Source organism: Pseudomonas sp. RIT288 (genome assembly GCF_000631985.1).
Taxonomy (GTDB): Bacteria; Pseudomonadota; Gammaproteobacteria; order Pseudomonadales; family Pseudomonadaceae; genus Aquipseudomonas.
The window spans coordinates 60,351-81,562 of sequence record NZ_JFYN01000016.1 but is presented as its reverse complement, the minus strand read 5'-3'; the positions used below and the strand labels follow the sequence as shown (position 1 = coordinate 81,562).

21 protein-coding genes are annotated in these 21,212 nt (G+C 60.6%); all 21 read left to right on the top strand.

Annotated features, from left to right (window positions below; all coding sequences use genetic code 11):
* The first annotated feature begins 192 nt into the window (after window positions 1-192).
* The 21 genes from rfbF (at window position 193) to fliT (ending at window position 21,206) form a co-directional block, all read left to right on the top strand.
* Window positions 193-966: a glucose-1-phosphate cytidylyltransferase gene (rfbF, locus tag BW33_RS16190; RefSeq protein WP_034153269.1), complete on the top strand. Its 774-nt coding sequence runs from the start codon at window positions 193-195 to the stop codon at window positions 964-966.
* On the top strand, window positions 948-2,030 hold the full coding sequence (gene rfbG / locus BW33_RS16185) for a CDP-glucose 4,6-dehydratase (protein ID WP_047600003.1): 1,083 nt from the start codon (window positions 948-950) through the stop codon (window positions 2,028-2,030). The genes rfbF and rfbG overlap by 19 nt, the downstream gene beginning before the upstream one ends.
* Complete coding sequence (gene rfbC, locus BW33_RS16180; RefSeq protein WP_047600002.1) at window positions 2,027-2,587, top strand: dTDP-4-dehydrorhamnose 3,5-epimerase; 561 nt, start codon at window positions 2,027-2,029, stop codon at window positions 2,585-2,587. The genes rfbG and rfbC overlap by 4 nt, the downstream gene beginning before the upstream one ends.
* Complete coding sequence (locus BW33_RS16175) at window positions 2,584-3,810, top strand: class I SAM-dependent methyltransferase (protein WP_047600001.1); 1,227 nt, start codon at window positions 2,584-2,586, stop codon at window positions 3,808-3,810. Before rfbC ends, BW33_RS16175 begins: the two co-directional genes overlap by 4 nt.
* Window positions 3,807-4,664 (top strand): NAD-dependent epimerase/dehydratase family protein, encoded by an 858-nt coding sequence (locus BW33_RS16170; RefSeq protein WP_047600000.1) that lies wholly within the window; start codon window positions 3,807-3,809, stop codon window positions 4,662-4,664. The genes BW33_RS16175 and BW33_RS16170 overlap by 4 nt, the downstream gene beginning before the upstream one ends.
* 65 nt (window positions 4,665-4,729) lie before the next feature.
* Complete coding sequence (locus tag BW33_RS16165) at window positions 4,730-5,464, top strand: cephalosporin hydroxylase family protein (RefSeq protein WP_047599999.1); 735 nt, start codon at window positions 4,730-4,732, stop codon at window positions 5,462-5,464.
* Between the two features lie 55 nt (window positions 5,465-5,519).
* Window positions 5,520-8,435, top strand: a complete 2,916-nt coding sequence (locus BW33_RS16160) for a glycosyltransferase family 2 protein (protein ID WP_047599998.1) — start codon at window positions 5,520-5,522, stop codon at window positions 8,433-8,435.
* A gap of 30 nt (window positions 8,436-8,465) precedes the next feature.
* The gene (gene pseB, locus BW33_RS16155; protein WP_047599997.1) at window positions 8,466-9,467 is read left to right on the top strand and encodes a UDP-N-acetylglucosamine 4,6-dehydratase (inverting); all 1,002 of its coding nucleotides are present in this window, start codon (window positions 8,466-8,468) and stop codon (window positions 9,465-9,467) included.
* Window positions 9,464-10,621: a UDP-4-amino-4,6-dideoxy-N-acetyl-beta-L-altrosamine transaminase gene (gene pseC / locus BW33_RS16150; RefSeq protein ID WP_047599996.1), complete on the top strand. Its 1,158-nt coding sequence runs from the start codon at window positions 9,464-9,466 to the stop codon at window positions 10,619-10,621. The genes pseB and pseC overlap by 4 nt, the downstream gene beginning before the upstream one ends.
* A gap of 31 nt (window positions 10,622-10,652) precedes the next feature.
* Window positions 10,653-11,273, top strand: a complete 621-nt coding sequence (locus BW33_RS16145; protein WP_047599995.1) for a pseudaminic acid biosynthesis-associated methylase — start codon at window positions 10,653-10,655, stop codon at window positions 11,271-11,273.
* On the top strand, window positions 11,270-11,965 hold the full coding sequence (gene pseF / locus BW33_RS16140) for a pseudaminic acid cytidylyltransferase (protein ID WP_047599994.1): 696 nt from the start codon (window positions 11,270-11,272) through the stop codon (window positions 11,963-11,965). The genes BW33_RS16145 and pseF overlap by 4 nt, the downstream gene beginning before the upstream one ends.
* On the top strand, window positions 11,962-13,467 hold the full coding sequence (pseG, locus tag BW33_RS16135) for a UDP-2,4-diacetamido-2,4,6-trideoxy-beta-L-altropyranose hydrolase (protein WP_047599993.1): 1,506 nt from the start codon (window positions 11,962-11,964) through the stop codon (window positions 13,465-13,467). The genes pseF and pseG overlap by 4 nt, the downstream gene beginning before the upstream one ends.
* On the top strand, window positions 13,460-14,512 hold the full coding sequence (gene pseI / locus BW33_RS16130) for a pseudaminic acid synthase (protein WP_047599992.1): 1,053 nt from the start codon (window positions 13,460-13,462) through the stop codon (window positions 14,510-14,512). The genes pseG and pseI overlap by 8 nt, the downstream gene beginning before the upstream one ends.
* 227 nt (window positions 14,513-14,739) lie before the next feature.
* The gene (locus tag BW33_RS16125) at window positions 14,740-15,666 is read left to right on the top strand and encodes a ketoacyl-ACP synthase III (protein WP_047599991.1); all 927 of its coding nucleotides are present in this window, start codon (window positions 14,740-14,742) and stop codon (window positions 15,664-15,666) included.
* Window positions 15,667-15,751: 85 nt separating this feature from the next.
* Window positions 15,752-17,041: a motility associated factor glycosyltransferase family protein gene (locus BW33_RS16120; protein ID WP_047599990.1), complete on the top strand. Its 1,290-nt coding sequence runs from the start codon at window positions 15,752-15,754 to the stop codon at window positions 17,039-17,041.
* Window positions 17,038-17,310 carry a hypothetical protein gene (locus BW33_RS16115; protein ID WP_047599989.1) on the top strand — a complete coding sequence of 91 codons (273 nt, stop codon included), beginning with the start codon at window positions 17,038-17,040 and terminating at the stop codon, window positions 17,308-17,310. The genes BW33_RS16120 and BW33_RS16115 overlap by 4 nt, the downstream gene beginning before the upstream one ends.
* A gap of 237 nt (window positions 17,311-17,547) precedes the next feature.
* Complete coding sequence (locus BW33_RS16110; RefSeq protein WP_047599988.1) at window positions 17,548-18,399, top strand: flagellin domain-containing protein; 852 nt, start codon at window positions 17,548-17,550, stop codon at window positions 18,397-18,399.
* Between the two features lie 73 nt (window positions 18,400-18,472).
* Window positions 18,473-18,829 carry a flagellar protein FlaG gene (locus tag BW33_RS16105; RefSeq protein WP_047599987.1) on the top strand — a complete coding sequence of 119 codons (357 nt, stop codon included), beginning with the start codon at window positions 18,473-18,475 and terminating at the stop codon, window positions 18,827-18,829.
* Between the two features lie 83 nt (window positions 18,830-18,912).
* Window positions 18,913-20,373 (top strand): flagellar filament capping protein FliD, encoded by a 1,461-nt coding sequence (gene fliD / locus BW33_RS16100; protein WP_047599986.1) that lies wholly within the window; start codon window positions 18,913-18,915, stop codon window positions 20,371-20,373.
* Between the two features lie 130 nt (window positions 20,374-20,503).
* Window positions 20,504-20,899 carry a flagellar export chaperone FliS gene (gene fliS, locus BW33_RS16095; protein ID WP_047599985.1) on the top strand — a complete coding sequence of 132 codons (396 nt, stop codon included), beginning with the start codon at window positions 20,504-20,506 and terminating at the stop codon, window positions 20,897-20,899.
* 10 nt (window positions 20,900-20,909) lie between these two features.
* Window positions 20,910-21,206, top strand: a complete 297-nt coding sequence (fliT, locus tag BW33_RS16090) for a flagellar protein FliT (protein ID WP_007966233.1) — start codon at window positions 20,910-20,912, stop codon at window positions 21,204-21,206.
* The last annotated feature ends 6 nt before the right edge of the window (window positions 21,207-21,212 follow it).

The window sequence follows — 21,212 nt, the reverse complement described above, 5'->3', positions numbered from 1 at the left end:
TTTCATGGCCGCAGGTCCTGCCACACACTGCGCACCGAGCTGGCGCGTTTCCTGCAAGTCCCCCTCAAATCGCCATAAAACGAGCGCTCGCGGTCATCGCAGCGGCGTCGCAAGCGGCAAAAGGTTTAGCCAGAAGGCCCGCATCGCTCAAGAAAGCCATGCGCAGCCCGGTGAAGAACAAGAGGGGAGACGATGAAGGCAGTAATTTTGGCGGGTGGCCTCGGCACGCGCATCAGTGAAGAGTCGCACCTCAAGCCCAAGCCGATGATCGAGATCGGCGGCAAGCCAATTCTCTGGCACATCATGAAGCAGTATTCCGCCCACGGAATCCACGACTTCGTGATTTGCCTGGGCTACAAGGGCTATGCGATCAAGGACTTCTTCGCCAATTACTTCCTGCACACCTCCGACGTCACGTTCAACATGCGCGAGAACCGCATGGACGTGCATCAGAATTACAGCGAGCCATGGAGTGTCACCCTGATCGACACCGGCGAGGAAACCATGACCGGTGGCCGTCTGTTGCGTGCCGGCCGTTATCTGAAGGATGAAGAGGCGTTCTGCTTCACTTACGGCGACGGCGTTTCCGATTTGAACATTCGCCAATTGGTCGACTACCACAAGGCCCATGGCCGTCTGGCGACCGTGACGGCGGTGCAACCACCGGGTCGCTATGGCGCCCTGGAACGCCAGGGCGATCAGGTTCTCGGCTTCACCGAAAAACCCCGTGGTGATGGTGGCTGGATCAATGGCGGCTTCTTCGTGCTGTCGCCAAAAGTGTTGCCGTACATCGCCGGTGATGAAACCACCTGGGAGGCTGAACCATTGGCGCGCCTGGCCCAGGATGAACAGCTCAAGGCGTTCGAGCACGACGGCTTCTGGCAACCAATGGACACCCTGCGCGACAAGAACCACCTCGAAGCGCTGTGGCAGAGCGGGGAGGCCCCATGGAAGCAATGGGCCTGAGTGCGGATTTCTGGCGCGGCAAGCGTGTACTGGTCACCGGTCACACCGGTTTCAAAGGCAGTTGGCTGACCCTGTGGCTGCAAAGCCTCGGCGCGCAAGTCAGCGGCTTCTCGCTGGACCCTGCAACTGAACCGAGCCTGTATGAACTGGCGCGGGTTCACGAAGGGATCAACGACCAGCGTGGCGATCTGCGCGATCTCGGCGCGTTGCTGGAGATCATTGCCGACACCGAGCCGGAAATCGTCCTGCACCTGGCCGCGCAGCCGCTGGTGCGTGAAGGCTATCGCGATCCGCTGGGCACTTACTCCAGCAACGTCATGGGCACGCTGAACCTGCTCGAAGCGATCCGTCAGGTCGGTTGCGTGCGCGCCTGTGTGCTGGTAACAACCGACAAGGTCTACGCCAACAAGGAATGGCTATGGCCGTACCGCGAAGACGAAGCGCTTGGCGGGCACGATCCTTACAGCAGCAGCAAGGCCTGCTGTGAACTGTTGGCGCAGTCTTATGCGGCGTCGTTCTTCCCGGCGGACAAGTACGCCGAGCACGGCCTGGCCCTGGCCACCGCGCGCGCCGGCAACGTGCTCGGTGGCGGCGACTTCGCCCCGGAGCGACTGATTCCCGACGTGCTCAAGGCCTGGACTGCAGACGAGCCGGTGACCCTGCGTTACCCGCAAGCCGTGCGCCCGTGGCAGCACGCGCTGGAACCGCTGGCCGGTTACCTGCAACTGGCTGCCGGCCTCTACGAACAAGGCCCGGAATACGCCGGGGCGTGGAACTTCGGCCCGGGCGAGGCGGACATGTGCAGCGTCGGCGAAGTGGTCGAACTGCTCGCCACTCGCTGGCCACAGGCACGCGGTCTGCGCATCGAAAAAAGCGAGCTGCACGAGGCGGGTCTGTTGCGCCTCGACAGTAGCCGCGCCCGTCAAACACTCGGCTGGCAGCCACGCTGGACCTTGCAGCAATGCCTGACCCAGACCCTCGACTGGCATCTGGCGTGGCAGAACGGCGATGACATGCGCAACGTCACTCTCGGCCAACTGAACCTGTACCGAGGCGCGCTGTGAGCGAGTTTTCCTTGAAACCGTTGCCGCTGGCCGGGCTGTTCGGTGTCCAGCACAAACGCTTCGAAGATCAGCGCGGGCATTTCGCCCGGCTGTTCTGCGAAGGTAGCCTGAGCGCGTTCGGCAGCGAATTTCACATCCGCCAGATCAACCATTCCTGCACCCGCGAGAAGGGTAGCGTGCGCGGTCTGCATTATCAGAATGCCAATGCGCCGGAAGCCAAGCTGATCACCTGTCTGCGCGGTGAAGTGTGGGACGTGGCGGTGGATCTGCGTCCGGATTCCGAGACCTTCCTGCACTGGCACGCCGAGCATCTCAAGGCCGGCGACGGTCGCAGCCTGTTGATTCCCGCCGGCTTCGCCCACGGCTTCCAGACCCTCACCGACGACGCCGAACTGCTTTACCTGCACAGCGCCGATTACGCGCCGGAGCATGAGGGCGGGCTGTCGGTGAACGATCCACGGCTGGCGATTGCCTGGCCGTTGGCTGTCAATAATTTGTCAGCGCGTGATTCCAGCCATCCCGCGCTCGATCAACACTTTGCTGGAGTGCGTCTATGAACTGCCGTGGGTGCGCCGCACCGCTGAGCCTGCCGCTGATCGACCTCGGCACCTCGCCACCGTCCAACGCCTACGTACACGTCGAGCGCCTGGAACAGGCCGAGCAATGGGTGCCGCTCAAGGTTGCCGTGTGCCAGCAATGCTGGCTGGTGCAGACCGAGGATTACACCCGTGCCGACAGCCTGTTCGACGCCGAATACGCCTACTTCAGTTCGTTCTCCAGCACCTGGCTGGCCCATGCCGAGCGTTATGTCGCCGAGATGGTCGAGCGCTTTGCGCTGAATGCCGACAGCCGTGTGGTCGAAGTGGCCGCCAACGATGGCTACCTGCTGCAGTACGTCGCTGCTCGCGGCATTCCGTGTCTGGGTGTCGAGCCGACCCGCAGCACCGCGCAAGCGGCGCGGGAAAAGGGCCTGCAGATTCGTGAAGTGTTCTTCGGTCGCGACAGCGCTGCGCAGCTGCACAGCGAAGGCTGGGGCGCCGACCTGATGGCCGCCAACAACGTGCTCGCGCATGTGCCGGACATCAATGATTTCCTCGGTGGTTTCGCCACGCTGCTCAAGCCGACCGGCGTCGCTACGTTCGAATTCCCGCAACTGCTGACGCTGATGGCCGGTGCGCAGTTCGACACGCTGTACCACGAGCACTATTCCTATCTGTCGCTGACCGCGGTGCAGACTTTGTGCGAACGCAATGGTCTGGAAGTGTTCGACGTCAGCCAACTGCCGACCCATGGCGGTTCGCTGCGGGTGTTTGTGCAGCGCCAGGACGGTGAGCGTCGTGCGGTGCAGCCGGCGGTGCAGCAACAACTGCAGGCCGAACTGGATGCCGGGGTGAAAACCCCTGAGTACTACGCGACCCTCGCGCCGGCTGCCGAACGCATCAAACATGAACTGCTGCGTTTCCTGTTGCAGGCCAAGGCCGACGGCAAGCGTGTGGTCGGTTACGGCGCGGCGGCCAAGGGCAACACCTTGCTCAACTACGCCGGGGTCAAACCGGATCTGCTGGCGTGGGTGGCCGATGCCAACCCGCACAAGCAGGGCAAGTACCTGCCGGGCAGTCGTATCCCGATTGTCGCGCCGGCGCAGATCGATATCGAAAAACCGGATTACGTGCTGGTGCTGCCGTGGAATCTGCTGCACGAAGTCAGTCAGCAACTGGCGCAGGTGCGCCAGTGGGACGGGCGCTTCGTGATCGCCGTGCCTGAGATGAAAGTCCTGTGAAAGTCCTGGTCACCGGGGCCACGGGCTTCGTCGGCCGGCATCTGGTCGCGGCGTTGCTCGGGCGCGGCTGCGCGGTGCGTGCGGTGGCGCGCAGTACAGATACTGCCGCGAGCATGCCGTGGATCAACCACGTCGAATTCGTCGCGGCGGATATTCACGCGGCGGATCTGGACATTGCGGCGCTCACCGACGGCATCGACGTCCTCGCGCACCTGGCCTGGCCGGGGTTGCCGAATTACCGGGCGCTGTTCCATTTCGAGCACAACCTGATGGCCGACTACCGCTTTATCAAAGGCGCAGTCGAGGCGGGTGTGCCGCAAGTCCTGGTGACCGGCACCTGCTTCGAGTACGGCATGCAAAGCGGCCCGCTCAGCGAAAGCGTCGAGCCGCGGCCGAGCAATCCTTACGGGTTGGCCAAGCACACCTTGCACCTGTTTTTGCAGAACCTTGCGCAAGAACATCCGTTCACTTTGCAGTGGGCGCGCCTGTTCTATTTGCATGGCGAAGGGCAGAACCCCGGCAGTCTGCTGGCAGCGCTGGATCGGGCGATCGATAGCGGCGACGCGTCATTCAACATGTCGGCGGGCGAACAGTTGCGTGACTTTTTGCCGATCCAGACCGCTGCCGGTTACCTCGCGGCGATCCTGCACCAACGTGATTTCCATGGCGTGATCAATTGCGCCAGCGGCCAAGCGATTTCGGTAAGAACCCTGGTCGAGCATCGCCTGCGTGAACGCGGTGCTTCGATCGATTTGAACCTGGGGCATTACCCCTATCCGACACACGAACCCATGGCGTTCTGGGCGGTGGTCGACCGTTTGCAACAGTTGCTTGAGGCGCAGCGAACCCATTGATGCGCCTCGACGCGAATGCCTTTTGGCAGCGCGACTATCAAATGACTTTTCAGTGAGACCGGACAATGAGCGATAACGTAATCAAAGCTTTCGAGGCGGAGTGCCACGCCGAAGTCAATGCCCAGGGCCAGGACAAGGATCTGAAGGCGCTGGCCCAGGAGTTCTACAACCAGTCGGCCAGACACAAGTACACCTATCACTTCTCGTGGATGGGCCGTCCGATCATTCAATTGCCACAAGACATGATGGCGATGCAGGAACTGATCTGGCGCATCAAGCCTGACCTGGTGATCGAGTGTGGCATTGCCCATGGCGGTTCGATCATTTACTACGCCTCGTTGCTGGAGTTGCAGGGCCACGGCGAAGTGCTGGGTATCGATCGCGACATTCGTGCGCACAACCGCGAAGCCATCGAAAGCCACCCGATGATCAAGCGCATCAGCATGATCGAAGGTTCCAGTCTGGATCCGGCCGTGGTCGAGCAAGTGCGTCAGGCCGCCGCCGGCAAGAAAGTGATCGTGGTGCTCGATTCCAACCATACCCACGAACACGTCCTCGAAGAGCTGCGTTTCTATGCGCCACTGGTCTCGGTGGACAGCTACTGCGTGGTCATGGACACCGTGGTTGAAGACATGCCGGCCGATGCCTTCCCGGATCGTCCATGGGGGCCGGGCGACAACCCGAAAACAGCGGTCTGGGCCTACCTCAAGGAGAACGCTGATTTCGAGATCGACCAGCACATGCAGGACAAGCTGCTGATCACCGTTGCTGCGGACGGCTATCTGCGTCGGGTTCGTTAATCGGTTCCATCATCAAAGCGTTTTTCGGGCGGTTTCGCCGATTGTGGGAGAAGTTATGCAAGGCAAGTACGTTTCTGAAAACAGGCTGCCATTGAGCGAGTTGCTGACGGTGGTTCTGATCACCCACAACCGCCCGGCTTTTTTGCGTCGAGCGCTGCAGTACTACAGCAGCCTGCCTTGCAAGGTGCTGGTGCTGGACTCTTCCCCCGAGCGCCCGGAAGGTGACTTTTCCTCGGTCGATTATCAGCACCTGCCGCAATTCGCCTATTGGGGCATGCAGGCCAAACTGACTTACGGCGTCGAGCAACTGACCACGCCGTATATGGTCTTCGCTGCCGACGACGATTTCATCCTGCATGAGTCGTTGGCCGAATCGGTGAGCTTCCTTGAAGCCAACCGCGACTACGGTTTGTGCCACGGCTATTGCCTGATGTACCTGGCGCTGGCCGGGAGTGTCAGTTACTACCGCCGCGACAAGAAAATCTGCGAAGACTACGCGTCGGAACGTGCCGAGGATCGTGTCCTCGACTTCATGCATCAGTACGTACCGCCGTTCTATGGCGTGTGCCGAACCGCGATCATCCAGGACTGGTATGCGGCATTGCCGGCGGGCACCAGTTTCGAATGGCAGGAGATTGGTCACAGCTACTACCTGCTGGCGAACGCCAAGGCGCGCGTACTGCCGATCCCGTATGTCGTACGCGAAATCAACGTCGGTTTCTCTGACCACAACACCGAGGTGTATCACGCGCTGTCGTACACCGATGCCAAATCGGTGGCCGAGCGTGAGGCCTTCGCCGAATTCCTCGCCTCGCTCCCGACGGGGATCACCGACCTCGACCAGGCGCAGCGCAAGGCGTTCGCCCTGGAAAGCTTCGCGGCGATGACCGATAGCCTGGTGACCGGTCGTGCACTGACGGCCGAGCTGATTTTCCAGTCCATCTGGAACAACGTAACCAAAACCCCGGAGCGCCGATTCGGGCCGCTGCAGTACGTCGAGATGCCGTTCTACAACCAGCGCTTTTTTGACTTGCTGGCCGAGTTCGAATTTCTCTTGCATGCGATGCCGGCCGGCCGTGTGCAACTGGAACAGCTCGAGGGTGTCTGGACCCGGCAGGAATACCTGCAGCAGGCCCGCAATAACGATACCCCGGAAAGTGTGCTCGATCGCTTGTGGCAGGCCCACGACAGCAACGCGTTCAATCGCCGAGTGGTCAAGCGTCTGGTCGAGCAACTGCAGGCATCCGGCGATGACACACAAGCTCAGGAACTGGCTGCCTGGGATGCGCGTCTCGAGACGGTGTCGAAGGCCGATCATTACCCGGTCTTCAGCAAGATGCGTTCGGGACGTTTGCTCGAATGGCTGGCGTGCCGTACGCCGGACGCCGAGCAGCGGGCGCTGATTGCCGCTTACCTGGCGGCGAACAACGGCGGGCCACAGTTCGGCATTTTCCTGCTGGACCTGGACAACAACGTCGACAAGTTGCAGGTAACCCTCGACAGCCTGGTTGAAGGTCACAGTAAAGCCTTCAAGATCGTGGTCTTCACCACGGGCGAGCCGCAGGCTGCGACCACGGCGCAGAACACTTTGCACTTTGTCCGCGTCACCCCGGGCAATTTCGTCGACAAGCTCAACCTGAGTGCGGCCCAGTCGCCATGCGACTGGCTGCTGTTGGCACAAGTGGGCGATGAGTTCACCGCGGGTGGCCTGCTGCGTGCCGGCCTGGAATTGATGTCGGCCACGGGCCTTCGCGCGGTCGCCACTGATGAAATCCAGCGCAATGAAGAGGGCGCGCTGATCGACGTGTTCCGCCCTGGTTTCAATCTCGACTTGCTGCAAAGCAACCCGTCGTTGATGGCGCGCCATTGGCTGATTCGTCGTGACGTGTTCCTTGAAGCGGGCGGATACCAGGCGGATTTCAGCAAGGCGCTGGAGTTCGACCTGTTGTTGCGCCTGATTGAGCAGGGTGGCCTCGACGGTCTGGCGCATCTTGACGAGCCGCTGTTGATCACCCAGGTTCCGGCGCAGGAAGAAGTGGCCCATGAGCGTCAGGCGTTACTGCGCCATTTGACCAATCGCGGCTACAAGGCCAAGGTCACGTCGTCGCTGCCGGGGACCTGGCAAGTCGATTATCGCCATACCGAGCAGCCGCTGGTGTCGATCATCCTGCCTGCCGGTGATGATCTGGTGGTCCTGCGTCGCTGCCTCGAAGGTGTGTTGCTGCGTACCCGTTACAGCCGCTACGAAGTGTTGATCGCGGCCAACCCGAATCAGTCGGCGCAGGTCAACGACTGGCTGGGCACATTGCGCAACGGCAAAGTGAACGTGTTGCGTGCCGACCAGCCACTGAGTGAGGTTGCGTTGTACAACGCCGCCAGCGAACAGGCGCAGGGTGAATACCTGGTACTGCTGGCCACTGACAGCGAAATCGTCAATCCGAACTGGATCGATTCGTTGCTCAACCATGCCCAGCGTCCCGAGGTCGGTATCGTCGGTGCCAAACTGGTCGACCGCGACGGCAAGGTCTCTCAGGCCGGTTTGATTCTCGGTCTGAACGGCGGCGTGGGATCGGCCTTTATCGGCGAAAAACATGCGGCTACGGGTTACATGCAACGTCTGGCGCTCGAGCAGAATTACTCGGCGGTGTCGAAGGTTTGTCTGATGGTGCGCAAAGAACTGTTCGACGCGCTGGGCGGTCTGGACGAAGTCGATTTCGCCAGCGGTTTCAGCGATGTCGATCTGTGCCTCAAGGCTGGACAGGCGGGCTACCTCACCGTCTGGACGCCGTCGGTGCAGGTGCTGCATACCGGCGAGCTGCCGCAAGCCTCCGAGGCGCTGCAGGCTTTGCGGGAAAAATGGAGCGGCGCCTTTGCACAGGATCCGGCCTACAACGCCAACCTGGCCCTGACCGGCAAAGGTTTTACGCTGGCTGAAAATGCCTCGATCGACTGGGCACAGTTACTCGCTTGAGTCCGTCGGACAAGGAACAGGAATCAGCACATGTTCAACGGTAAATCAATCTTCATCTCTGGCGGCACCGGCTCGTTCGGGCGCAAATTCATCGCCCGTCTGCTTGAGCAATACCAGCCCAAGCGCGTGGTGGTGTTCTCCCGCGATGAACTCAAGCAGTACGAAATGCAGCAGACGTTCAACGCGCCGTGCATGCGTTATTTTCTCGGTGACGTGCGCGACGCCGACCGTCTGCGGCAGGCCATGCGCGGCATCGACTACGTGGTGCACGCGGCGGCGCTCAAGCAGGTGCCGGCGGCGGAGTACAACCCCACCGAGTGCATCCGCACCAACGTCAATGGCGCGGAGAACATCATCGCCGCCGCCATCGATAACGGCGTGAAAAAGGTTGTGGCACTGTCCACCGACAAAGCGGCCAGCCCGATCAACCTGTACGGTGCGACCAAGCTGCTGTCGGACAAACTGTTCGTCGCCGCCAACAACATTGCCGGCGAACAACAAACGCGTTTTGCCGTGGTGCGCTACGGCAACGTGGCGGGCTCGCGGGGGTCGGTGGTGCCGTTCTTCAGCAAGCTGATTGCCGACGGTGCGCAGGAGCTGCCGATCACCGACGAGCGCATGACGCGCTTCTGGATCACCCTCGATCACGGCGTGCAGTTCGTCCTCGACAGCTTTGCGCGGATGCACGGCGGCGAAGTGTTCGTACCGAAGATCCCGTCGATCCGCATCGTCGATCTGGCGCGGGGCATGGCCGAGCATCTGCCGCACACGAACGTCGGTATTCGTCCGGGGGAAAAACTGCATGAACTGATGGTGCCGCTGGACGATGCGCGGATGACCCTGGAGTTCGAAGACCACTACACCATTCAGCCCTCGATCCGCTTCACCAGCGTCGATGTCGATTTTGCCGTCGACAAGCTCGGCGAACGTGGTCGGCCGGTGAGTGAAGATTTCGAATACCGCTCCGACACCAATCCGCACTACCTCTCGGTCGGGCAGATCGCCGAGCTGCACGCGAAGTTGTCGGCATGATTCCCTACGGTCGCCAGAGCGTTGATCAGACGGACATCGATGCGGTGGTCGAGGTCCTGCAATCGGACTGGCTGACCCAGGGCCCGACTATCGAGCGCTTCGAGCAGGCGATGGCCGAACGTTGCCAGGCCGACTTCGCGGTGGCGGTGTGCAACGCCACCGCGGCGCTGCACATTGCCTGCCTTGCTGCCGGCCTGGGCCCGGGCGATCGCTTGTGGACCACGCCGAACACTTTTCTGGCCTCGGCCAACTGCGGGCGCTATTGTGGCGCCGACGTCGATTTCGTCGACATCGATCCGCTGACCTGGAACCTCGATGCCTTCGCCCTCGCCGCGAAGCTCGATCAGGCCGAGCAGGACGGCACGCTGCCGAAAGTGTTGGTGGCGGTGGCGTTCTCCGGGCAGAGCTGCGACCTGCGCAAGATTGCCGAACTGGCCGAGCGCTACAACTTCACCGTGATCGAAGATGCCTCGCATGCGGTGGGCGCCAGTTACGCCGGGCGTCCGGTGGGTTGCGGGGAATTTGCGGCGATGACCGTGTTCAGTTTTCACCCGGTGAAAATCATCACCAGCGCCGAAGGCGGCATGGTGCTGACCAATCGCCCGCAACTGGCCGAGCGTCTGCAACGCCTGCGCAGCCATGGCATGACCCGCGATCCGCAGCAAATGAGCGAACCCAGCCACGGCCCGTGGTATTACCAGCAGATCGAGCTGGGCTTCAATTACCGGATCACCGATTTGCAGGCGGCGCTGGGTCTGTCGCAACTGGCCAAACTGGACGGTTTCATCGCCCGTCGTCGCGAACTGGCCGCGCGTTACGAGCGTTTGCTGGCCTATCTGCCGCTGACCTTGCCCGGCGCGCAGCCGGAGGCAGAATCGGCGTGGCACCTGTACGTGGTGCGCCTGCAGACCGAGCGCATCGGCCTGACCCACCGTCAGGTGTTCGAAGGCTTGCGTGCCGCCGGCATCGGCGTGAACCTGCACTATATTCCGGTGCATTTGCAGCCGTACTATCGCGACCTGGGTTTTGCCGAAGGTGACTTCCCCGAAGCCGAGCGTTATTACGCCGAGGCGATCAGCCTGCCGCTGTATCCGTTGCTCAGTGATGAGCAGCAGGATCATGTGGTCGAGCAATTGCGCCGGCTGACCGAATAAATCCCGCTGCGGCGGTGAATGAGACTGTGCAATGCGTGATCTGAGTGAGCAGGAAAAATTCTGGCAGGGCGATTTCGGCAACCAGTACGTCGATCGCAACGTCGGTCAGCCGCTGGTGGCGGCCAATCTGGCGCTGTTCGCCAAGGCCCTGAGCCGCGCCGGGCGCATCGACAGTGTGGTTGAGCTGGGCACCAATGCCGGCAACAACCTGCAGGCGCTGCATCAACTGCTGCCGCACAGTGAATTGTTCGGCGTCGAGATCAATCAAAACGCCTGTGCTCAGGCGCGGGCACTGGGCATCGCGCAGATCTGGCACGGCTCGCTGTTCGACTTTCTCCGCGAGCGCAATTACGACCTGACCCTGAGCAAAGGCGTGCTGATCCATCTGGCGCCGGAGCTGCTGCCGACCGCCTATGCGCAGTTGTATGCGTTGAGCCAGCGCTACATCCTGATCGCCGAGTATTACAATCCGGCGCCGGTGGAAGTGTCCTATCGCGGCAACAGCGGCAAACTGTTCAAGCGCGATTTCGCTGGCGAAATACTTGATCGCTATCCGGATCTGCAACTGCTCGATTACGGCTTTGTTTATCACCGTGATCCGCAATTCCCGGCGGACGACGTCACCTGGTTCCTGCTGGAAAAACGTCCTTGAGCAGCGTTGCAATCATCCCGGCCCGTGGCGGCAGCAAGCGCATCCCGCGCAAGAATCTGTTGCCGTTCGACGGCGTGCCAATGATTGTTCGCTCGATCCGTACGGCGCTCGACAGTGGCCTGTTCGAACAGGTCGTGGTCAGTACCGATGACGCCGAAATTGCCGAGTTGGCGCGAGCCCATGGCGCGCAAGTGCCGTTCCTGCGCCCGGCTGAACTGGCGGATGATTTCACCGGCACCGCTGCGGTGATTGTGCATGCCTTGCAGCAATTGCCGGTCTTTGAATATGCCTGCTGCGTATACGCCACCGCGCCGTTGTTGCAGGCGCGATTTCTGCGGCAAGGATTTGAGCTGCTGCAGCAGCACCCGGACAAAGCCTTCACGTTCTCAGTGTGCAGCTTTGGTTTCCCGGTGCAGCGGGCGCTGACGCTGGACGCAGAGGGCGCGCTTACCGCGTTGTACCCGGAATTTCGCAACACCCGCTCGCAGGATCTGCCCGACGCCTTTCAGGACGCCGGCCAGTTCTACTGGGGCCGTAGCGAGGCGTGGTTGCGCGGTGATGTGTTGTATTCACCCGCCAGCCTGCCGGTGATACTGCCGCGGCATCTGGTGCAGGACATCGATACGCTGCAAGACTGGAAGCGCGCCGAATACCTCTACGCCGCGCTCAAGGCCGGCGGAGAACTGCAATGAGAGTGCTGATCCGCGCTGACGCTTCGCCGACCATTGGCAGTGGCCACATCGCCCGCTGCCTGACGCTGGCGCGAGTGCTGCGCAAACAGGGCAGTCATGTCGCCTTTGCCTGCCGGCGGTTGCCGGGGCATCGGCTCGATGCCTTGGCTGCCGAAGGTTTCGAGACCTTCGCATTGCCGGATGTCTACCCTGACGAAGACCCGCAGCAAGCCATCGAATCGATGCTGCCATGGCAGGCTGACATCGATGCTCTGGACGCCTTGCTGGCAGGTCACGCCGCATTCGACTGGATCATTGCCGACCACTACGGCCTCGACTATCAGTGGCAGACCGCTGCCCGTCGTTGGGCGCCTCGGATCGCGGCGGTGGACGATCTCGCCACCCGGCATTACAGCGTTGATCTGCTGCTCAATCAGAACCTGTCCGGTCTCAGCGAAAACTACGCGCCGCTGCTGCCCGCCGATTGCCGCACCTTGCTCGGCCCGCGTTACGCCATGCTGCGTGAAGAATTCGTCTGCCCGGCCATCGAGATCAAACCCAAGGCCCGCCGGGTGCTGGTGAATTTCGGTGGTTTCGACGCGGCGATGCAGACTCATCACGCGATGTTGGCACTGAAGGATTTCACCGAGCTGGAAGTGGATTTCGTCGCCGGTGCAGACAATCCTGCGTGGGCACAAATGCAGGCACTGGCCGAAACACGGCCGCATTGGCGCCTGCACAGTTTCGTCAGCGATTTCCAGCAACGCATGAGCGCGGCCGATCTGTTTATCGGTGCCGGTGGCGGCACCAGTTGGGAGCGTGCGGCTCTGGGCCTGCCAACTCTGTGCATCGCGGTATCGAACAATCAGCAGGTCAACGGCGAAGTGATGGCGGCGGCGGGGGCGCATGTGTTCCTGGGCGCCCGTGAACAGGTCAGCGTCGAGCAATTGCGCGACGCCATCGGTTTTGTCGTCGACAATGTCTATCTGCGCCAAAGTCTGGCCGAGCGTTCACGCCAACTGGTCGATGGGCGCGGTGCGTTGCGCGTGGCGGCGGCGCTGGCCGGTGCGGTGCTCAAGCTGCGCCCGGCGACCCTCGGTGATGCGCAATTGCTGTTCGAGGGGCGCAATGCCGAGGCTGTACGGCGCTGGTCACTGGACACGGCTGCAATCGAATGGCCGCAGCACTTGGGCTTGCTGAATGCGAGCCTGTGCAACCCGCAGCGCCTGCTGTTGATTGCCGAGGCCGATGACGGCGCGGTTGGCGTCTTGCGCTATGACTTGCGTGGATTCGAGGCTGAAGTGTCGCTGTATCTGCTGGACGGACGTTTCGGTCTGGGTTGGGGCAGGGCGCTGCTGGCGCGAGGTGAGGTGTTCGCCCGCGAGCACTGGCCGCAGATGACCGCCATTACCGCTCAGGTCCTGCCGGGCAATCGTCCGTCTTTGAATGTGTTTCGTGACGCCGGATTCACCCAGAGTACCTGCGCGTTCACCAAGGTTTTGAAGGATCACCGCGATGAGTAGTTTCAAGATTGGCGAGCGTCTGATCGGTGCCGATGCGCCGCCGTTCATCATTGCCGAAATGAGCGGCAACCATAACCAGTCGCTGGAGGTGGCCCTGCAGATTGTCGAGGCCGCCGCCAGGGCTGGCGCGCATGCCTTGAAGTTGCAGACTTACACCGCGCAGACCATGACCCTGGATCTGGCCGAGGGCGAGTTTTTCATCAGGGACCCGAACAGTCTGTGGGCCGGTACTTCGCTGTACGAGCTGTACGAGAAGGCCCACACCCCGTGGGAATGGCACGCGCCGATTTTCGCCCGGGCCAAAGAGCTGGGCATGCTCGCGTTCTCGACGCCGTTCGATGACACGGCGGTGGACTTTCTCGAAAGCCTCGATGTGCCGGCGTACAAGATCGCCAGTTTCGAAAACACCGATCTGCCGTTGATCCGCCGTGTAGCCGCGACCGGCAAACCGCTGATCATCTCCACCGGCATGGCCAGCATCGCCGAACTCGACGAAACCGTGCGCGCTGCCCGTGAGGCAGGCTGCAAGGATCTGGTGCTGCTCAAGTGCACCAGCACTTACCCGGCAACGCCGCTCAACAGCAATGTGCGCACGATCCCGCATCTGCGTGAGCTGTTCGGTTGCGAGGTGGGGCTGTCCGATCACTCCATGGGCGTTGGCGTGTCCGTGGCCGCCGTGGCGCTCGGGGCGACGGTGGTGGAAAAGCACTTTACCCTCGACCGTTCGGCGGGTGGGGTGGATGCCAGTTTCTCGCTGGAGCCTGTAGAAATGGCCAGCCTGGTACTGGAAACCGAGCGTGCCTGGCAGGCTTTGGGCCACGTGCAATACGGCCCTACGGAAGCCGAACTCAAGTCGGTGGTGTATCGCCGTTCGCTGTACATCGCCGCCGACATGGCCGCGGGTGATCCCTTTACTCGGGACAACCTGCGCGCCATTCGCCCCGGCCTCGGTCTGCCGCCCAAGCACACCGATGCCGTCCTCGGTCGCCGCGCTCGTCAGGCGATCAAACGTGGCACGCCGCTGGACTGGTCGTTGGTCGAATAACCCGATCTGCACCCGATTCGGCAAAATAGCGTGACCTGCGAGTCATAACGCGCATCTTCACTGTATTGTATTGACCGGGGAGATGGCGCCTGGCCGTGTAATCGGTTCCAGTGATAGCCCTTTGCGCTCCCCGTGGCTGCCCGTCGTGGCGGCCGTTTTCTGTTTGTCGGCGCCCCTCGAATCCTTGCGAGCGGTGGTTTTGGGCTGTTTTTTATTGGGAAGCCGTAATGATTGGCATAAAAAGCATTGCGAGCTACGTTCCTGTAGCCGGCGTGGACAATTACGCACAAGGTGCAAAATTCGAGAAGGATGAAGAATTCATCCTCGGCAAAATCGGTTCGGCCTTCCTGCCGCGCAAAGACGCTGAACAGGAAACCTCCGATCTGTGCGTGGAAGCGGCCAATGCGCTGTTTGCCAGCAACCCTGAACTGAAGCGTGAATCGATCGACGCACTGATCGTCGTCACCCAGAACGGTGACGAAGAAGGTCTGCCGCACACCGCGGCGATTGTCCAGGACAAACTCGGTCTGCCGACCCATGTCGCGGCGTTCGACATTTCCCTGGGCTGCTCCGGTTACGTCTACGGCATCTACGCGATCAAGGGCTTCATGGAAGCCGCCGGCCTGAAGAACGGCCTGCTGATTACCGCTGACCCGTATTCGAAAATCGTCGACCCGGAAGATCGCAACACCACCATGCTGTTCGGCGATGCCGCCACCGCCACCTGGATGGGCGAAGACCCGTCCTGGGCGCTGGGCAAGGCCAAGTTCGGCACCGACGGTTCCGGCGCACCGCACCTGAAAGTCACCGATGGTGTGTTCTTCATGAACGGCCGTCAGGTGTTCAACTTCGCGCTGCTCAAAGTCCCGGCGCACTTGCACGAATTGCTCGACGACTCCGGCCTCAAGGCTGACGACATCGACGCCTTCTGCATTCACCAGGGCAGTGCGGCGATCGTCGATGCGGTGGCGCGACGTTTCGAAGGCGAGCCGGAGAAGTTCATCAAGGACATGGTCGAGACCGGCAATACCGTGTCGTCGAGCATCCCGCTGCTGCTGGAGAAACACGTACTCGATTCCGACTGGCAGCGCATTGCCCTGAGCGGTTTCGGTGTCGGTCTGTCGTGGGGCTCGGCGATCATCTATCGTCCTTGAGTCGGTTAAAAACGGCGGATACAAAAATAGCGTTCAAGGTTACCCTTGAACGCTATTTTTTTGCCCGAACGAAACGCGAGGCGTCATGAGCGAGTTTTTCCAACCCAATGCCCAGGTTATCCAGCAACGCTGGCCGGCGTTGTTCGAGCGGTTGCTGGCGGAAGACACCTCAGTCGTTCAAGCCGAACTGGTGCAGGGATTGGGCTCGACGCTCAGCGTCAATGGCGTGCAACTGACCAGCCGCCACGACCGCGTCCACGAAGCCCGAATCCAGGCGGCCAGCCTGGTGGAAAAACCGCAGTTGCATGTCTATGGCACTGGCCTCGGTGATCTGCCGACGGTGCTGCTGGAGCGCGCTGGCCTTGAGCGGTTGTACGTGCATATCCTCAATGGCGCGTTGTTCGCGCTGGTGCTGCAACTCCTCGATCAACGGCAATGGCTGGAAGATCCGCGCGTGCAGCTGTTCTATGCCGGTGATCTGTCAGACATCTGCACGCCGTTTTTCGCCCTGCCGGCGGAGATGCTGCTGGCTGATGACTTCAACGCGAAGATCCGTGATCGGCTGGTCAGTGAAGTGCACCTGAGCTTCAACAATCGTGAGTTCGATCCGCACTTGCCGTTCATTCAACAGCGCTTGCAGGACTGCCTGCCGGTGTTGCTGGGCGATGACGATGTGGCGCAGTTGTTCGGCAGCGCCAAGGGCCGGGAAATCTATGTGATCGGCACCGGGCCGACCCTGGAAGGGCATTTCCAGCGTCTGGCGGCGGTGCACGCACAGGCTGAACGTGCATTGTTGATATGCGTCGATACCGCTTACCGGCCACTGCGCGAACACGGCATCGTCCCGGATCTGGTGGTCACTATCGATCAGCGCATCAGCTTTCGGCATTTGCCGTTCGAGGAGTCCGCTGGCATTCCGCTGGTGTATCTGCCCATGAGCGATCCTGCGGTGCTGACCGCCTGGAAGGGCAAGCGCTACGGCGGTTACTCGGCCAGTCCGGTTTACGCCGCGTTGCGCGAGCAGTATCCGCGCGGACAACTGCATGTCGGTGGCAGCGTGATTCATCCGGCGGTGGATCTGGCGGTGAAAATGGGCGCGTCGCGCATTACCCTGTTTGGCGCCGATTTCGCGTTCCCGATGAACAAGACCCATGCCGGCTGGAACGACGGCGATCTGGGGCCGAGCGTCGATCAGGCGCGGCATTGGGTGCAGGACGGCCATGGCCGACGAGTCAGCACCCAGCTGAACTTTCGCGGTTACCTGTGCGTGCTGGAGCGTTATATCGCCGCGCATCCGCAGGTGCAGTTTTTCAACAGCAGTCGGGCAGGCGCAATGATCGCCGGGACGCAGTTCAATCAGGAGTTTGTGCAATGACGACGATTGAGCAGTGCGTCGACGAGTGCCGTCAGTGCGCCGGGCTGTTTCGTCTGGGGCGTGATGTCGAGGCGGCGCTGGATATGGTCGATGTGTTCGAGGGTGCGCAGCAGTTGCTGAAAGCTGCGCCTGCGCCGATTCAGCAGGACTGGGCCTTTGTACTCACGCAGATGCTCGACTGTCAGGAGCGTCAGGACTGGTTGGGGCTGGCTGACTGGATGGAGTACGAGTTGATCGAAGTGTTGCAAAAAGCACGATTGGCAGCGTGAGCGACCGCACTGGCCCGCGGCTTTGCGCTCGGGTCAGTTTTATGGCGTCAGTTTTTCGCGGTTGGGAGGGCGCTAAGCCCTTGTTTTCTCGGGGGTGGCAGGGTGATGGCAAATTTTTTTCAAAAAGCCCTCAAGCAACCTGCAAACCCGACGATAACTATTACGAAGGTTCTCTAGGCCATACCCGGCGGTTGCCAGGGCCGGAAGCCGCAGTACCCAACCAACGAGGAATTCGTCATGGCTTTAACAGTAAACACCAACACCACATCGTTGAACGTTCAGAAAAACCTGAACCGCGCTTCCGACGCTCTGTCGACTTCGATGCAGCGCCTGTCTTCCGGCCTGAAAATCAACAGCGCTAAAGACGACGCCGCTGGCCTGCAGATCTCCACTCGTATGCAATCGCAAATCCGCGGTGGCAACCAGGCTATCCAGAACGCCAACGACGGTATCTCCGTTGCTCAGACCGCTGAAGGCGCTCTGCAAGCTACTACCGACATTCTGCAGCGTATGCGTGAACTGGCTGTTAAAGCACGTACCGGCACCAACGGCACTGCTGACCAGAAAGCGACCAACAAAGAATTCGCCGACATGTCGGACGAAATCACCCGTATCGCAGCTTCCACCAACCTGAACGGCAAAAACCTGCTGGACGGTTCGGCTGGTACTGTGACTCTGCAAGTTGGCGCAAACACCGGTACTGCCAACCACATCGACCTGGTACTGAGCTCCAAGTTCGACGCCGTCAACCTGTCCGTGGACAAAGGTACTCTGGCTCTGACCGGTACTGACGCTGCTACCGCTGGCTCCAACATCGACAACGCTATCACTGCAATCGACGCTGCTATCGCTGCGATCGGTGATACCCGTGCCAGCCTGGGTGCTTCGCAAAACCGTCTGACCAGCACCATCGCCAACCTGCAGAACATCGTTGAGAACACCACTGCTGCACAGGGTCGTGTACAAGACACCGACTTCGCCGCAGAAACTGCTAACCTGACCAAGCAGCAAACTCTGCAGCAGGCTTCGACCTCCGTTCTGGCTCAAGCCAACCAACTGCCTTCCGCTGTACTGAAGCTGCTTCAGTAATTTCGGAATGAGTTCGGGCGGGGGAGTGCGCTAGTCGTGCTCTCTCGCCTTTTTACGTTAGGAGGTGATGAGCATGGACATGAGCGTGAAGCTTAACCAGTCTTATCCGGCTCCCAAGCCAGTAACTCCGGTTGCTGACAAACCGTCAGCGACGCCTGAAGTTGCCAAGGTGCAAGCGCCGGTCGCGGCCAAGAGTCAGGACACGGACGGTGCCAAGTTGAAACTGGCGGTGCAGGAGATCGAAAAGTTTGTTCAGTCGATCAAGCGCAATCTGGAGTTCTCTATCGACGAGCATTCCGGGAAGGTCATCGTCAAGGTGATCGCAAGCGAGACGGGTGAGGTCGTTCGACAGATCCCTTCCGCAGAAGCCCTCAAGCTGGCAGACAGTCTCGCCAACGCGAGTCACGTATTGTTCGACGCCAAGGTCTGAGAGCTGGCATGAATAGTGTTTGTCTTTCTTTAATGACGCCGGGAAGGGTCAAAAGAACGGCAGCAATCTGAAGGGAGATGCACATGGCAAGTCCAATTTTACCGGGTACGGGCCTGGGTTCCGGCCTGGACATCGGTGCGATCGTTACTGCGCTGGTCAATGCCGACAAGGCTCCGAAGCAGACGCAGATCGATACTGCGACCAAAGCCAACACGCTGAAGATTTCCGGTATTGGTTCGTTGAAGAGCGCGCTGACTGCGTTCCAGACGGCAATGACCAATCTGGGCAGCAAAACCAACCCTGCGTTTGCCGGCTTCAGCGCCACTTCGGCCAATACGGCGGTTCTGAACGCCACTGCCGACAGCACCGCGGTAGCGGGAAGCTACAACGTTGTCGTGACTCAGCTGGCCACGGGCTCGAAAGTTGCCAGTGCCTCTTTCGCTGGCGGCGCCTCCAGTGCCATTCCGAGTGGTACCCTGAAAATCAGTCAGAATGGCACTGATTACAACGTCGACATCCCGGCCGATGCCACCTTGCAGAGCACCCGTGATGCCATCAACAAGGCCCAGGGCGCCAACGGAATTTCCGCCAACATCGTGACCGACGCCAATGGCGCTTCGCGTCTGGTGATCAGTTCGAGCAAGACCGGCGAAGGTTCCGACCTCACCGTCAGCGGTATTGCCGGTCTGGAAATTGACGGCACCAAGGCGATGAGCAGCACCCCGGCGGCAGGTGATTCGGGCGCCGTCAACGGCGTTGCAAAAAATGCCCAGTTGACCATCGACGGCCTCCAGGTCAGCAGCAAGAGCAATACGGTTTCCGGCGCAATCAGTGGGCTGACCCTGAATCTGACGACTGTCAGCGAGGGCACGCCGCCGAGCAAGCCGACGGTTGTCAGCGTGGATGCCAATACCAAAGGCCTGCAAACGTCGATTCAGTCGTTTGTCGACGCTTACAACACGTTGAAGACCACCATCGATACGCTGTCCAAGGCGACGCCGGATGCCGATGGCAAGCTGACCGTGCAAGCGGCATTCACAGGCGATGCGATGCCGCGCGCACTGATTGCCGATATTCGTGGTGAGTTGACGGCGAAAGGTGCTGGCGGTCCGTTGGCCGTGCTGTCCCAGCTGGGTGTAATGACCGATCGCAACACCGGTAATCTGACGTTTGATACCGCTGCTTTCACCAAAACCATGGCGCAGCCAGGCATGACCGGTCAGGTTCAGCAATTGTTCACCGGCACCGATGACACCAATGGTCTGCTGGCGCGTATGAGCAAGGCGGTGGACCCGTACCTCAAGCCACCGGCGGATAATAAGTCCGGTACCGGTTTGCTTGATCAGCGTATGGCCATTCTCACCAAAAACACCAAAAGCCTGACTGAACAGCAGTTGGCGCTGGATCTGCGTGTTGCCAACCTGACCAAGACGTTGACGGCAAAATACAACGCCATGGACCTGTTGGTCGGGCAGATGAAGGCCACGGCGAGCAACATCACGTCGTTCTTCAGCTCGCTGAACGCTCAGCAATCCGCGAAGTAACAGGCAGGAACGACAAAAACCCGGCTACGCTTTATCGGCGTGCGCCGGGTTTTTGTCTTTTGATCTAAAGTTCTGTGGCTCGTTGGCGATACACTGGTTATACGAGTCAATGTGGCAAATGAGGTAGAACATGAATCCAATGTTAGCCCTTCGGCAATACCAGAAAGTCGGCGCGCACGCCCAGACATCCGAGGCGAGCCCGCACCGTCTGGTGCAAATGTTGATGGAAGGTGGTCTGGAGCGCATCGCTCAGGCCAGGGGCGCTATCGAGCGCAAGGATATTCCTGCCAAGTGCACGGCGATCAGCAAGGCCGTCGGCATCATCGGTGGTTTGTGTGAAGGCCTGGACCTGGAAAACAGTGCGGACTCGGTGGGTGAGCTCAACCAGCTTTACATCTACATGATGAAGCGACTCGCTGAGGCCAACGTCAAGAGTGATCCGAAGATACTCGACGAAGTTGCCGGCCTGCTGCGCACCGTCAAGGAAGGCTGGGACGGCATTGCTCCGCCAGGCCCTCAGTTTTAAGGAGATCACCATGAGTCTTGTATTGCAGCGAATTGCCGACACCCGTGAAGCGCTGGTCAGCGCGCTGGCCGAACGCAACTGGGAAGCCATTGGTGAGCTGGATCTGGCTTGCCGTTCCTGCATGGAAGACGTCATGGCCGAGGCCTCGCTGGATGAGGAGGCCTTGCGCAGTAACCTTGAGGAGTTGCTCCATGTCTACAAGGAGCTTCTGGAGGCGGCGATGGGTGAGCGGCAGGCGATAGCCAACGAGATGTCGCAGATCACCCAAGCGCAAAAGGCGGCAAAGGTTTACCATCTGTTTGGTTAATTAACC